Origin of the sequence: Pseudomonas nitroreducens, assembly GCF_024170165.1 — a bacterium.
In the GTDB taxonomy this organism is placed as follows: domain Bacteria; phylum Pseudomonadota; class Gammaproteobacteria; order Pseudomonadales; family Pseudomonadaceae; genus Pseudomonas; species Pseudomonas nitroreducens_C.
Genome location: NZ_JALJXP010000001.1, coordinates 1 through 13,591 on the forward strand (window position 1 = coordinate 1; position 13,591 = coordinate 13,591).

General features: G+C 66.3%; 14 protein-coding genes. 6 read left to right on the forward strand and 8 right to left on the reverse strand.

The window, feature by feature from the left end:
* Nucleotides 1-144: 144 nt before the first annotated feature.
* The gene (locus tag J2T47_RS00005) at nucleotides 145-1,464 is read right to left on the reverse strand and encodes an MFS transporter (RefSeq protein ID WP_253441345.1); all 1,320 of its coding nucleotides are present in this window, start codon (nucleotides 1,462-1,464) and stop codon (nucleotides 145-147) included.
* Nucleotides 1,465-1,723: 259 nt separating this feature from the next.
* Here J2T47_RS00005 and J2T47_RS00010 point away from each other — a divergent pair, with 259 nt between their 5' ends.
* Nucleotides 1,724-2,128, forward strand: a complete 405-nt coding sequence (locus J2T47_RS00010; protein WP_017521585.1) for an acyl-CoA thioesterase — start codon at nucleotides 1,724-1,726, stop codon at nucleotides 2,126-2,128.
* A 52-nt stretch (nucleotides 2,129-2,180) separates the two neighbouring features.
* Here the strand turns inward: J2T47_RS00010 and betA are convergent, their stop codons facing one another.
* From betA to betI, 3 genes are all read right to left on the reverse strand, one after another.
* Complete coding sequence (betA, locus tag J2T47_RS00015; RefSeq protein ID WP_253441347.1) at nucleotides 2,181-3,863, reverse strand: choline dehydrogenase; 1,683 nt, start codon at nucleotides 3,861-3,863, stop codon at nucleotides 2,181-2,183.
* Between the two features lie 128 nt (nucleotides 3,864-3,991).
* Nucleotides 3,992-5,464, reverse strand: a complete 1,473-nt coding sequence (betB, locus tag J2T47_RS00020; RefSeq protein ID WP_253441349.1) for a betaine-aldehyde dehydrogenase — start codon at nucleotides 5,462-5,464, stop codon at nucleotides 3,992-3,994.
* Nucleotides 5,465-5,510: 46 nt separating this feature from the next.
* On the reverse strand, nucleotides 5,511-6,104 hold the full coding sequence (betI, locus tag J2T47_RS00025; protein ID WP_045214133.1) for a transcriptional regulator BetI: 594 nt from the start codon (nucleotides 6,102-6,104) through the stop codon (nucleotides 5,511-5,513).
* Between the two features lie 367 nt (nucleotides 6,105-6,471).
* Between betI and J2T47_RS00030 the strand changes: the two genes are divergently transcribed.
* Entirely contained in the window at nucleotides 6,472-7,032 is a 561-nt protein-coding gene (locus J2T47_RS00030) for an HdeD family acid-resistance protein (protein WP_045214130.1), read from the forward strand.
* Nucleotides 7,025-7,195 carry a hypothetical protein gene (locus tag J2T47_RS00035; RefSeq protein WP_253441351.1) on the forward strand — a complete coding sequence of 57 codons (171 nt, stop codon included), beginning with the start codon at nucleotides 7,025-7,027 and terminating at the stop codon, nucleotides 7,193-7,195. Before J2T47_RS00030 ends, J2T47_RS00035 begins: the two co-directional genes overlap by 8 nt.
* Nucleotide 7,196: 1 nt before the next feature.
* Here the strand turns inward: J2T47_RS00035 and J2T47_RS00040 are convergent, their stop codons facing one another.
* Nucleotides 7,197-8,408, reverse strand: a complete 1,212-nt coding sequence (locus tag J2T47_RS00040) for a YeeE/YedE family protein (RefSeq protein ID WP_253441352.1) — start codon at nucleotides 8,406-8,408, stop codon at nucleotides 7,197-7,199.
* Between the two features lie 209 nt (nucleotides 8,409-8,617).
* Nucleotides 8,618-10,078, reverse strand: coding sequence for a PLP-dependent aminotransferase family protein (locus J2T47_RS00045; protein ID WP_253441353.1), 1,461 nt, complete (start codon nucleotides 10,076-10,078; stop codon nucleotides 8,618-8,620).
* Nucleotides 10,079-10,195: 117 nt separating this feature from the next.
* On the opposite strand from J2T47_RS00045, the gene J2T47_RS00050 reads away from it, so the two are divergent.
* The 3 genes from J2T47_RS00050 (at nucleotide 10,196) to J2T47_RS00060 (ending at nucleotide 12,331) form a co-directional block, all read left to right on the forward strand.
* On the forward strand, nucleotides 10,196-10,645 hold the full coding sequence (locus J2T47_RS00050) for a GNAT family N-acetyltransferase (protein ID WP_253441354.1): 450 nt from the start codon (nucleotides 10,196-10,198) through the stop codon (nucleotides 10,643-10,645).
* Between the two features lie 12 nt (nucleotides 10,646-10,657).
* Nucleotides 10,658-11,338 (forward strand): GNAT family N-acetyltransferase, encoded by a 681-nt coding sequence (locus J2T47_RS00055; RefSeq protein ID WP_253441355.1) that lies wholly within the window; start codon nucleotides 10,658-10,660, stop codon nucleotides 11,336-11,338.
* Between the two features lie 81 nt (nucleotides 11,339-11,419).
* Nucleotides 11,420-12,331 carry a D-hexose-6-phosphate mutarotase gene (locus J2T47_RS00060; RefSeq protein ID WP_253441357.1) on the forward strand — a complete coding sequence of 304 codons (912 nt, stop codon included), beginning with the start codon at nucleotides 11,420-11,422 and terminating at the stop codon, nucleotides 12,329-12,331.
* A 196-nt stretch (nucleotides 12,332-12,527) separates the two neighbouring features.
* On the opposite strand, the gene J2T47_RS00065 is transcribed toward J2T47_RS00060, so the two are convergent.
* Together J2T47_RS00065 and J2T47_RS00070 are read right to left on the reverse strand one after the other, a co-directional pair.
* Nucleotides 12,528-13,070 carry a DUF3299 domain-containing protein gene (locus J2T47_RS00065; RefSeq protein WP_253441359.1) on the reverse strand — a complete coding sequence of 181 codons (543 nt, stop codon included), beginning with the start codon at nucleotides 13,068-13,070 and terminating at the stop codon, nucleotides 12,528-12,530.
* 85 nt (nucleotides 13,071-13,155) lie between these two features.
* On the reverse strand, nucleotides 13,156-13,401 hold the full coding sequence (locus tag J2T47_RS00070; protein ID WP_081519143.1) for a GlsB/YeaQ/YmgE family stress response membrane protein: 246 nt from the start codon (nucleotides 13,399-13,401) through the stop codon (nucleotides 13,156-13,158).
* Nucleotides 13,402-13,591 lie beyond the last annotated feature (190 nt).

Here is a 13,591-nt window from a genome sequence, read left to right on the forward strand (position 1 = left end):
ACCACCCTCAACTTCGAATCTCTGTAAGTACTTGATTTTCAAGTTCTTTCAGCGCTTCGTCGCTGGGAGTGGTGCGCATTATAGGGAGTTTAAATTGGCCGTCAACGACTAATTTAATCTTTCTGCAAAAAACTGTCCGTCCGATCAGTTTACTGCCATTGCCTGCCCTGCCAGCCGGCGTTCCTGGCGCAGCAGGTAGGCACCCACCAGCAGGCCCACTACGCACAGGGCTACTACATAGTAGGCAGGGCCCAACGGGTCTTCCTTCATAAGGAGGGCAACCACCATCGGGGTCAGGCCGCCGAAGATGGCGTAAGCCAGGTTGTAGGAGAAGGACAGGCCAGTGAAGCGCACTACCGCCGGGAAGGCGTTGACCATCACGTAAGGCACCGCGCCGATGACGCCGACGCACAGGCCGGTGACGGCGTACAGCGGGAACAGCCAATCCGGATGCGCCTTCAGGCTGGTGTAGAAGGTCCAGGAGACGACGCCCAGCAGGATGCTGCCGTATATAAAGGTGCGACCAGCGCCGAAACGGTCGGCGAGGCGGCCGGACAGGATGCAGCCGACGCTCAGGCAGACGATGGCCACGCTGTTGGCCTTCAGCGAGGTAGCAGCGTCGAAGCCGTACACGGTCTGCAGGACCGACGGGGTCATCAGGATCACCACCACGATGCCGGCGGACAGCACCCAGGTCAGCAGCATGGACAGCACGATGGCCGGGCGATGCTCGCGCACCACCACGCCCAGTGGCACTTCCTCGGCCAGCTGCTTGCGCTGCTGCAGTTCTGCGAACACCGGCGTCTCGTGCAGCCAGCGGCGCAGGTAGACGGAGAACAGGCCGAAGATTCCGCCCAGCAGGAACGGGATACGCCAGGCATAGCCCTGCACTTCCTCGGCGCTGTAAACGCTGTTGATCAGCGTCGCCACCAGCGAACCGATGAGGATACCCGCGGTCAGACCCGACGTGAGCGTGCCGCAGGCGTAGCCCACGTGACGATGGGGGACGTGCTCGGCAACGAACACCCAGGCGCCCGGCACTTCACCGCCGATGGCCGCGCCCTGGATGACACGCAGCAGCAGGAGTGCCAGCGGCGCCCAGATGCCGATCTGTGCGTAGGTGGGCAGCAGGCCCATGATCAGTGTGGGCACGGCCATCAGGAAGATGCTCAGGGTGAACATCTTCTTGCGGCCCAGCAGGTCGCCGAAGTGCGCCATGACCACACCACCCAGCGGACGGGCCAGGTAGCCGGCGGCGAACAGGCCGAAAGTCTGCAGCTGGCGCAGCCAGTCGGGCATGTCGGCGGGGAAGAACAGCTTGCCGACCACGGTGGCGAAAAACACGAAGATGATGAAGTCGTAGAACTCCAGGGCGCCGCCCAGGGCGGACAGCGAAAGAGTCTTGTAGTCGCTGCGGGTCAACGGACGTGACGCGGGCGCGGCAGGAGCGTTCACAGAAGGCATGGTGCTTGTTATCTCTGCAGGCAAGGAAGCTGCGGCCGGCAGCCGCAGGTGCCGCACCATAGCAAATTGCGCGGAAGCGACACAGCGGCCGCGCCCGCGGCAATTTCTCGAATTCCCGCGGTCGTCGCGCCGGCTCGCCCTCTATATAATGCGGGCAGGCCGATCGAAAGCTGTCCCAAGGCCTTGCGCCGGCAGGTGTCTTGGGAGAGTTTTTCCATACCCTCACCATGAGTACGCCGGGGGCAAGAGGCCCTTACCTATGATCGAGCTCGAACAAGAAGATCCCATCCCGCAGGGCGACCTCGCCTTGCAGATCACCGCCCTGCCGCGCGAGACCAACGGCTTTGGCGACATCTTCGGTGGCTGGCTGGTGGCGCAGATGGATCTCGCCGGAACCGCCATGTCCAGCCGCATCGCCGGAGGCCGCGTGGCCACGGTAGCCATCGACCGCATGGCCTTCCTGGTTCCGGTCGCTGTCGGCGCGCAGCTCTCCTTCTATACCCAGACCCTGGAAGTGGGTCGCAGCTCGATCCGCATGCTGGTCGAGGTATGGAGCGATGACCCGCTGTCCAGCGAGTGGCGCAAGGTCACCGAGGCGGTGTTCGTCTTCGTCGCCATCGACGGTAGCGGGCGTACCCGACCGGTTCCTCCGCGTCGCGGCTGAAAACTGAAAACGCCGGCTCTCTCGCCGGCGTTTTCATTTCCACACTTCCGAATCAGCGCTGCGGTTTTCCGCGCACTGGCGCGCCTTCCGCCTTGAAGTAATCAGCGGTACTGCGCGGCAGTGCCGGACGACCACGCACCTTATCGGCAAGTTTCTCGGCCATCATGATGGTGGTGGCGTTGAGGTTGCCGGTGATGATCAGCGGCATGATCGACGCATCGATCACCCGCAACCCTTCCATGCCGTGCACACGGCCTTCGCCATCGACCACCGCCATGTCGTCGTCGCCCATCTTGCAGGAGCAGGACGGGTGGAACGCCGTTTCCGCGTGCTCGCGGACGAAGGCATCGAGGTCGGCGTCGCTCTGCTTGTCCAGGCCCGGGCTGATCTCGCGGCCACGGTAGGGGTCGAGCGCCGGCTGATTCATGATCTCGCGGGTGATCCGGATTGCGTCGCGGAACTCCTGCCAGTCCTGCTCGCAGGACATGTAGTTGAACAGGATGCTCGGGTGTTTGCGCGGATCCCGGGAAGTCAGGTTGATCCGCCCACGGCTCGGAGAGCGCATGGAGCCGACATGGGCCTGGAAGCCGTGCTCGCTCACCGCGTTGCTGCCGTTGTAGTTAATCGCCACCGGAAGGAAGTGGTACTGGATGTTCGGCCACTCGAATTCCGCGCGGCTGCGGATGAAGCCGCCAGCCTCGAACTGGTTGCTCGCGCCCAGGCCGGTGCCGAGGAACATCCATTCCGCGCCGATCTGCGGCTGGTTCCACCATTGCAGCGCCGGGTACAACGACACCGGCTGCTTGCAGGCGTACTGCAGGTACATCTCCAGGTGGTCCTGGAGGTTCTGGCCGACGCCGGGCAGGTCATGCACGACGTCGATGCCCAGGTCGCGCAACAGCGCGGCAGGGCCGACACCGGAGCGCTGCAGCAGTTGGGGAGAAGCGACGGCGCCGGAGCACACCAGCACTTCGCGACGTGCGCGGACTTCCTTCAGCGCATTGTCATCACCATGCAGGTAAGTCGCACCGATGGCGCGCTTGCCGCTGAACAGGATTCGATCGGTCAGCGCGTGGGTGACGATGGTCAGGTTGGGCCGCTCGCGAGCCTGGTCGAGGTAACCCCGGGCGGTACTGGCGCGGCGGCCCTGCGGGGTGACGGTGCGGTCCATCGGCCCAAAGCCTTCCTGCTGGTAGCCGTTGAGGTCTTCGGTACGCGGGTAACCGGCCTGCACACCAGCCTCGACCATGGCGTGGAACAGCGGGTTGTTGCCGGCCTTGGGCGTGGTCACGCTCACCGGGCCACTGCCGCCATGGTAGTCGTTGGGGCCGATGTCGCGGGTCTCGGCCTTGCGGAAGTACGGCAGGCAGTCCAGGTAGGTCCAGTCTTCCAGGCCCTTCTCCTGCGCCCAGCCGTCGAAGTCCATGGCGTTGCCGCGGATGTAGCACATGCCGTTGATCAGCGAGGAGCCACCCAGGCCCTTGCCGCGCCCGCACTCCATGCGGCGGTTGTTCATGTGCGGTTCCGGGTCGGTCAGGTAGGCCCAGTTGTAGCGGCGACCCTGCAACGGGTAGGCCAGCGCGGCGGGCATCTGCGTGCGGAAGTCGGCGCGATAGTCCGGGCCGCCGGCTTCCAGCAGCAGGACGCTGACGTCGGCGTCCTCGGTCAGGCGGGTCGCCAGTACGTTGCCCGCCGAACCGGCGCCGATGATGATGTAGTCGTATTCCTGGGACATGCAGGCCTTCCTCTTTTTCAGGCACGACACCGCCCGCGACGCGTGCGCGCCGGTGTCTGCGTGTTCGGGATGGCCGGTGGTCAGGGAGTCATGCCTGCGACCGGCCTTTCATGGCTCGATCGCGGCGATCAGAACACCGAGGTGTAGTCGCCCAGCTCTACCTGTACGGATTTGATGCGAGTGTAGTGAGCCAGGGTGGTCAGGCCGTTCTCACGACCGACACCCGATTGCTTGTATCCGCCAACCGGCATCTCGGCCGGCGATTCGCCCCAGGTGTTGATCCAGCAGATGCCCGCTTCCAGGCGGTGGATCGCCCTGTGTGCGCGCGCCAGGTCCTGGGTCACGACGCCGGCGGCGAGGCCGTACTCGGTGTCGTTGGCGCGGCGGATGGCCTCGTCTTCGGTGTCGTAGACGAGGATGCTCATGACCGGCCCGAAGATTTCCTCGCGGACGATGGTCATGTCGTCACGGCAGTCGGTGAACACGGTCGGCGCGACGTACGCGCCCTGGCCGAACTCGCCCTGGGTGACGCGCTCGCCACCGCACAGCAGGCGGGCCTTCTGTTCCTTGCCGGACTCGATGTAGGAGAGGACGCTCTCCATGTGCGGGAAGCTCACCAGCGGGCCGAAGTTGGTGTTTTCGTCCTGCGGGTTGCCCAGGCGGATGCGCTTGACGCGCTCCAGCACCTTGGCTTCGAAACGCGCCTGCAGGTTGCGCGGGATAAAGACGCGGGTGCCGTTGGTGCAGACCTGGCCGGAGCTGAAGAAGTTGGCCATGACGGCAATGTCGGCGGCGCGGTCGAGGTGGGCGTCCTCGAAGATGATCAGCGGCGACTTGCCGCCCAACTCCATGGTGACTTCCTTGAGCGAAGAACTGGACGCACTGGCCATGACCTTCTTGCCAGTGGAGGTGCCGCCGGTGAAGGAGATCTTCTCGATCAGCGGGTGCTCGGTCAGCCACTGGCCGACTTCGCGGCCACTGCCGGTGAGCACGTTGAACACGCCGTCGGGCAGGCCGGCGGCGGTGTAGACCTCGGCGAGTTTAAGCGCGGTCAGCGGAGTGACTTCGCTGGGCTTGAAGATCATCGCGTTGCCGGCGGCCAGGGCCGGGGCGGATTTCCACAGGGCGATCTGGATCGGGTAGTTCCAGGCGCCGATGCCGGCGACCACGCCCAGCGGCTCGCGACGGGTATAGACGAAGCTGGTGTCGCGCAGCGGGATCTGTTCGCCCTCGATGGCGGGCACCAGGCCGGCGTAGTACTCGAGCACGTCGGCGCCGGTGACGATGTCGACGAAGCGGGTCTCGGCCAGCGGCTTGCCGGTATCGAGGGTTTCCAGTTCGGCGAGTTCGTCGTTGCGCTCGCGGAGGATGTCCACGGCGCGGCGCAGAATGCGCGAGCGCTGCATGGCGGTCATCGCAGCCCAGACTTTCTGCCCTTCCACCGCCGCCTGCACGGCGCGCTCGACGTCTTCCTTCGAGGCGCGTTGTACCTGGGCGAGGACTTCACCGTTGGCCGGATTGATGGTCTCGAAGGTGGCGCCGCTGGTGGCTTCCACGTAGCGACCGCCAATGTAGAGCTTCTGTACTTCGAATCGAGCCATGGTGCGGTGGTCCTCTCTTGTCGGTGTCAGCGCAAGGCTGCGCCCGCTATCCGGGGCGCTTGGCCAGTTGTTGGTCGAGGTAGTCGTAGGCAATCGCCAACGCCTGCTCGGTGTCGAAGGCGTCGCCCGAGAGCGCGCCCCGCAGCCACAGGCCGTCGATCAGCGCGGCCAGCCCGCGAGCGGCGCTGCGAGCCTGGGCCAGCGGCAGTTCGCGGCGGAACTGGCTGCACAGGTTCGAATACAGCCGGTGGTCGTTGATCCGCTGCAGTCGGCGCAGCGCCGGCTGGTGCATGCTGGTCGCCCAGAACGCGAGCCAGGTCTTCATGGCCGGGCCGTTGACCTGCGAGCTGTCGAAGTTGCCGGCGATGATGGCCCGCAGGTGCGAGCGCGGTTCGTCGTTGCGCAAGGTAGCGCGGCGCTCGGCGACGGCCTTGCTCAATGCCGACATCAAATGTCGCATCGTCGCTTCCAGCAGCCCGTTCTTGTCCTGGAAGTAGTGGCTGATGATGCCGTTGGAGACCCCCGCGAGGCGGGCGATCAGGGCGATGCTGGCGTCGCTCATGCCCACCTGGTCCACCGCCTCGAGGGTCGCGTGGATCAACTGGGAGCGGCGAATCGGCTGCATACCGACCTTGGGCATTTTTCAATCTCCTCTTCGCCGGGCGTACCTGTGCCGTCCGGCGATAATGTGGGCCAGTCTATTCGTTTTTTATTGAACGCTCAATCAACTAAGAATATGCTGCGCTGCATCAACACCTCCGAGGCGCCCGCATGGCGGGCCCCGTACCGTTCATCGCTACGCCGCATTCCAGCCCGCAAGGATCGCAGAATCCGCGCCGGATGTGTCGCAGCCGCTCTCCCCGGTGACGTCGCCTGACGGCACCTGCCCGTTGCGACGGGCCTTTCACAGCCCGGCCCGTGCCGGGCTTTCTTTTGCCCCACGTCAGGGCCCGCGCCGCGCACCAGCGACTATGGTTTCAGCCATACCCCCCGCGAGGATCGCCGCCATGTCGCAACACCCGCTCTGGCAAGCCCTGGGCCGCCACTGGAAATGGATCGCCCTGCGCGGCGTCGCCGCCCTGCTGTTCGGCATCCTGGCCATGGTCTGGCCGGGCATCGTGCTGACCGTGATGGTGCTGTTCTTCGGCGCCTACGCCTTCGTCGACGGCCTGTTCACCCTGATCGCCGCCGCGCAGATGCGCGAATCCGGCCGGCCCCTGTGGCCGCTGGTCCTGGTGGGATTGCTGGGGATCGCTGCCGGGCTGGTCGCCTTCCTCTGGCCGCAGCTGACCGCGCTGGGCCTGCTGATGCTGATCGCCGGCTGGGCACTGGTCATGGGCGTGCTGCAGATCATCGCCGCGATCCGCCTGCGCAAGGCGCTGCAGAACGAATGGTGGCTGGGGCTTTCCGGCGCGGTATCGGTGCTGTTCGGTGTGCTGATGATCGGCAATCCGGGGGCCGGGGCGATCGCCGTGGCCTGGGTGATCGGCGCCTACTCGGTGTTCTTCGGCGTCCTGCTGATCCTGCTCGCGCTGCGCCTGCGCAAGACCTCGACCTTCAATGCCTGAGGAGCGGGACTGGTGCCTGCTGCGCCTGGACGACAACGGCAACCGCTTCGTCATGCGCCGCCAGCTGAGCCGCGCCGAAGCCGAAGCCCTGGCGGGGGAGTACCAGGCCCGCGGCCACCGGCAGACCTACTGGGCGGAGCGCGAAACGCCCCACCCGGAATGACTCAACAGCCGGTCAGGCGCGCTTCCGCGCGTTCGGCGGGGAAGAAGATCGGGCGCAGGCGCACACCCACGGCGTTGCCGAAGAACGCCGCCACCAGCCACAGCCAGCCATGCAGGCTGCCCGAAGCGATACCGCTGAAGTACGCGCCGATGTTGCAGCCGTAGGCCAGGCGCGCGCCATAGCCGAGCAGCAGGCCACCGATGACGGCGGCGATCAGCGAACGCGCGGGAATCTTCAGGCTCGGCGCGAAACGGCCGGCGAGGCCGGCGGCCAGCAGTGCGCCGATCATGATGCCGAAGTCCATCACGCTGGTGACGTCCTGCCACACCGGTGCAGCCAGCGCCTTGGCGTTGGCTTCGACTTGCCAGAAGGCCCACTGGTCGACGGCGATGCCGAGACTTTCGAATGCCTTCGCACCCCACAGGGCAAAGGCCGAGGTAACACCCCACGGACGCCCGGCCAGCGCCAGGGTGGCGAAGTTCAGCAGCGCCAGCGCCACTGCACCCCACACCAGGGGCCACGGGCCACGGAAGAGCCGACCGATGCCCTTCTCGCCGTTGCTGGCGATCAGCTCCAGCACGCCATGACGGCGACGCTCCAGCACCACGCTGACGGCGGCAATCGCGGCGAACAGCGCAAGACTCACGGCCAGTGCCGGGAACAGGCCCAGCGACTGCACGATGGAGGTCGGCGGCAGCGACGGCAGGGCGAACCACCAGCCGATGTGGTGGGTGGCGACCACCGAGCCGACGATGAAGAACAGCAGCGTCACCAGCATCCGCGCGTTGCCGCCGCCGACGGTGAACAGCGTACCGGAGGCGCAGCCGCCACCCAGTTGCATGCCGATGCCGAAGATGAAGGCGCCGACGATGACCGACGTACCAGCCGGCGACACCAGCCCCTTCACCGGCTCACCGAACAGCGTGCCAGCGGCCAGTGCCGGGAAGAACAGCAGCACCGCCAGCGCCAGCATCACCATCTGCGCGCGCAGGCCGGCGCCACGGCGTTCACGGATGAACACGCGCCAGGCGGACGTGAAGCCGAAGGCTGCGTGGTAGAGCGTCAGCCCCAGCGCGCCGCCGACCAGGAACAGCAGCGCCTGCCGGCCACTCACCACCTGGGCGAGGAACAGCGCACCCGCCAGCAGCACAAGGAAGGCAACCCAGGGCGCCGTGGACTTGCGCTCGGGGACGGTGGACAGGGCTAGGCTCATGGCGGCTCCGGGGTGTATTCGAGAGGGGCGATATTCTAGGGAGCGTAGCGTCTGACGCCAACTTCGTAAGGCAGCTAAGGAAATAGCCGGAAGTTACAAGCCTTGGGGAAAGTCCGAGCTGAGCGTAGGGCGAATAACGCCCCAAGCGTTATCCGCCGCCCCACTGCGCCGGAGCCTGGACGGCGGATAACCGTGAACGGTTATTCGCCCTACGCTCGTGCCCAAGCCTTGCGCAGCGCCTTGAGCGCCTCAGCGATCCGCGCCTCCGGCACCGCCGCGAAACCCAGCACCAGCCCGGCCCTCTGATCCGCCGGCTCGGCGGACTCCGGCAGCCAGTAATCGCTCAGGGCATTCACCTCCACACCAACCGCCGCCGCGCGCTGCATCAGTTCCAGTTCGCGCTCGCGGCTATCGACCCGCACGCACAGGTGCAAGCCTGCTTCCACCGCCGGCATCGGCGCGCACCCCGCCACCTCCGGCCAGCCACGCAGCAGCGCATCGCGACGACTACGCGCGGCCCGGCGCATGCGCCGCACATGACGCTGGAAATGCCCTTCGGCGATGAAGTCCGCCATCACCCGCTGGGTACCGACTTCGGAATGACGTACATCCAGCGCGCGGCGGCGGGCGAAGGCCTGCGCCAGCGCGGGCGGGACGACCAGGTAGCCCAGGCGCAGCGCCGGGAAGGCGATCTTGCAGAAGGTGCCGACGTAAAGCACGCGGCCGTGGCGATCCAAGGCGGCCAGCGGCATCAGTGGCGTCCCGCTGTAGCGGTACTCGCCATCGTAGTCGTCCTCGACGATCCAGCCGCCGCTGCGCTCGGCCCACTCCAGCAACTCCAGGCGCCGCGACAGCGACAGGGTCACGCCGGTGGGGTACTGGTGCGAGGGGGTGACGTAGACCAGCCGGCAGTCCGGCAATTGCTCCAGCTGCGCCGTGCACAGGCCATCGGCATCCACCGGCACGCCATGCAGGCGCGCACCTGCCGTGGCGAAGGCGTGGCCGGCGGCGCGGTAGCCGGGGTTCTCGATGGCCGCACCGTCACCGTCGGCGAGCAGTACCTGGGCGCACAGCGCAATGCCCTGCTGGGCGCCGCTGGTGATGATGATCTGCCCGGCATCGCAGTGCAGACCACGGGTGGTACGCAGGTAGGCCGCGACCAGCTCGCGCAGGCGCTGCTCGCCGGCCGGGTCGCCGTAGCCGAGGCAATCCAGCGGCGGATCACGCCAGAAGCGTGCCTGCAGCCGTGCCCAGGTATCGAAGGGGAAGAGGTCGAAGGCCGGCACGCCGACCCGGAAAGCCCGTGGCGCACCAGTGGGTGGCAGCGGCAGATGGTGCCGCGCAAGGCGCTCCAGGGACGGCGCCTCGGGGCTGCGTGTTTCATTGCGCACCGCGTCGACCGAAGGCTGCACACGCTCCGCCACGTAGGTGCCATCGCCCGTGCGGCCCTCGATGTAACCCTCGGCGTAGAGCTGCTCGTAGGCGCGCACCACGGTATTGCGGGAAACCCCCAGCGACGAGGCCAGGTCGCGGCTCGCCGGCAGCCGCGAGCGGGCCGCCAGGCGCCCGTCGAGGATGCGCTCGCGCAGCGCCTGGAACAGCTGCACGCCCAGCGGACGGGCCGGATCGAGGCGGATACCGGAAGGGTTGAAAGGCAACGGGACGCTCATGGAGAAGGCTTCCGGGACGACGGCAATGGTTCCCTTGATTTCAGCATGAATGGCTCTTTAGCAGAACCATTTCCCGACCTAGTCTGGAAGCATTCCAACGCACACAAGGTTGTCCGCATGTCTTCCGCCATCGAGATCCGCCCGATCAGCGCCACTGATCACGCCGCCTGGCTGCCGCTGTGGCAGGGCTACCAGCGCTTCTACAAGACCACCATCGACGAGGCCACCAGCGCCGTTACCTGGCAGCGCTTCCTCGATGCGGCCGAGCCGATGCACGCCGCCCTCGCCTGGCGTGATGGCGTGGCCATCGGCATGGTCCACTTCATCTACCACCGTTCCTGCTGGACCCAGGGCGACTACGTCTACCTGCAGGATCTGTTCGTTGCCGAAGGCCAGCGCGGCGGCGGCATCGGCGCGCAGCTGATCGAACACGTCTACGCCGACGCCCGCGCCAACGGCGCCTCGCGGGTGCACTGGCTGACCCACGAGAGCAACACCGACGCCATGTTCCTCTACGACCGGATCGCCGACCGCTCCGGGTTCCTCCAGTACCGCAAGATCCTCTGAGCCGGAGCGCCCATGAACGACCAACCCCTGCTGAACTGGCGCCCCGCCGCCAGCCCCGAACGCCGCACCCTGACCGGCCGCTACATCAACCTCGTAGCACTGGACGTCGCCCTGCATGGCGATGACCTGTGGCAGGCACTGCAAGGTCCGGATTCCGACCCGGTGCTGTGGGACTACCTGCCCTACGGCCCCTTCCCCGAGCGTGCGCCCTTCGATGCCTGGCTGGCGGGCAACGCCGCGAGCAACGACCCGCTGTTCTTCGCCGTGATCGACCGCGCCAGCGGCCGCGCGGTCGGCCTGCTCAGCTACCTGCGGATCTTCCCCAAGGACGGCAGCATCGAGATCGGCCACATCGCCTACGGCCGCGTGATGCAGCGCTCGCCGGCCTCCACCGAGGCGGTCTACCTGCTGGCCCGGTGGGCGTTCGAGATGGGCTACCGGCGCCTGGAATGGAAGTGCAACGCGCTCAATGCCCGCTCCATGCGCGCCGCCGTGCGCCTGGGCTTCGTCTTCGAAGGCACCTTCCGCCAGGCCACGGTGGTGAAGGACCGCAACCGCGACACCGCCTGGTTCTCCATCATCGACAGCGAATGGCCGCGCTGCCAGCGGGCCTTCGAACGCTGGCTGGACGCTTCCAATCTCAATGCCGATGGTCAGCAGCGCGAACGCCTCGAAGACCTGCGCCAGAGCTGATCTTTTCATTCTCCGGGAACTGCCCGCTACGCGAAGGATCGGTGATACTGAAACTTTCGCAGCGCAGTCCCGGAGACCAGCATGAGCAGCGACATCCAGACTCCCCGCGTCGAACAGGTGCAGATCGACCAACTGCCCTGCTGGCGCATCCACACCGCCCAGGGTGAAGCTCTGATCGCCCAGCAGGGCGCGCAACTGCTCAGCTACCAGCCCCACGAACAGCCGCCGCTGATCTGGCTGAGCGAGACCGCCGAGTACCACCATGGCCAGTCCCTGCGCGGCGGCGTGCCGGTGTGCTGGCCGTGGTTCGGCAACCTGGAACGCAACCCGGTGGATATCCGCACCGCCTACCGGGGCGACAAGGCGCCGGCCCATGGCCTGGTGCGCGCGGTGGACTGGCAGCTGGACGACATCGCCGACGAACTGGGCCAGCTCTCCGTGCACTTCAGTTTCGATGCACGCAGCGGCCTGCCCGGCTGGTCGCATTCGGCGCGGCTGGAGCTGGTGATGCGCTTCGGCGAACGCCTGACCCTGGAAATGACCACCCACAACCTGGGCGACAAGCCGCTGCCGATCAGCCAGGCGCTGCATACCTACTTCGCGGTCGGCGACGTGCGCCAGGCCAGCATCGACGGACTGCAGGGCTGCCGCTACGTGGAAACCCTGGAGAACTGGGAGCTGCGCGACCAGCACGGCCTGGTACGCATCGTCGGAGAGACCGACCGCATCTACCTGGACGTGGAGAAACCGCTGGTGATCCGCGATCCGGCCTGGGAGCGCGCGATCCATATCCAGGCCAGCGGCTCGCGCTCGGCCGTGGTGTGGAACCCGTGGATCGACAAGGCCGCGCGTCTGTCGCAGTTCGAGGCCGAGGCCTGGCAGGGCATGCTCTGCATCGAGACGGCGCGGGTCTGGGACGACGTGATGAGCGTGGCGCCGGGGCGCAGCGAGACGATGAAGGTGGAAGTCTGGGGCGAGCCGCTGAAAGCGTGATCTTCCCGTAGGGCGCATAACGCGCCAGCGTTATCCGCCGCGGGCGATCTGGCGGATAACCTGTTCCAGGTTATTCGCCCTACGATTCTGACGGCACGCGATATCGCAGGAGCGGACTCCGTCCGCGATAGACCCGCATCACGCCGGACACTCTCGCGGACAAAGTCCACTCCTACGCAGGGTTCACGCGGTGGGGTTACAGGTCGCTCTCTTCCACCGGCCGCACCTTGGCGTCGTCGATGGCGTAGGCCGCGTCGGCCAGGTCATTGCTGACCTTCTCCACCTTCAGCGTGCCACTGACCCAGATCGGGCTGTAGATGTCGTCAATCCTGATGCCCTTGGGGTAGCGCACCAGCACGATCTGGTTCGGCGGCGGCGGCGGCACGTGGATGCAGGCGCCTGGATAAGGCACCAGGAAGAATTCGGTGACACGGCCCTTGGCGTCGTTTTCCAGGGGCACCGGGTAGCCACCCAGGCGCAACGCCTTGCCGTTCAACGCGGCCACCGTCCTGGTCGAATACATCACCTGCGGCAGCTTCTTGTCGGACTGTTTCAGCCCGCCCTTGTTGGTGAAGGTGCCGTTGGCCTCGGGGCCACTGTGGGTGATCTCCGGCATGTCCTCCAGCGCCTTGCGGTCGCTCGGCGGCATCAGGGACAGCCAGTCGGTTTCGGGAAGTTCGGCGGCGGACGCCAGGGAAGTCAGCAGGATCAGACAGCAGGCGAGCAATGGTCGGCGCATCGTGGACTCGAAGGGCCCGGTCGGGCACAGGCGGTAAGGGCTTCCTGCGCCCTCCCCCTTGGCGGGAGAGGGGCGGAAATCACCGTCAATTCTTCTTGATCAGGCCGTAAATGACCAGCAGCACGATGGCGCCGATCACTGCGCCAATGAAGCCTGCCGCCTGGCCGGCCGCGTAGATGCCGAGTGCCTGGCCGCCGTAGGTGGCCAGCAGCGAACCGCCGATGCCGATCAGGATGGTCATGATCCAGCCCATGCTGTCGTCGCCCGGCTTCAGGAAGCGTGCGATGAGTCCGACGATCAGGCCGATGACGATGGTTCCGATGAAGCCCATGACAGTCCCTCCTTGTGGGATATGCGCGGTGGGTTCGCGCGTGTCATGGGACAGTGTAGGAAAGCATCGCGTTCCGTGTATTCCCGCGTGCCAGAGCGACCGGATGTGTTTCGCGAGCCTTACAGCAGTCTGACGATCGCCCATGAAAAAAGCCGCGTCAGCGATTGACGCGGCTTTCTCTTGAGCACTC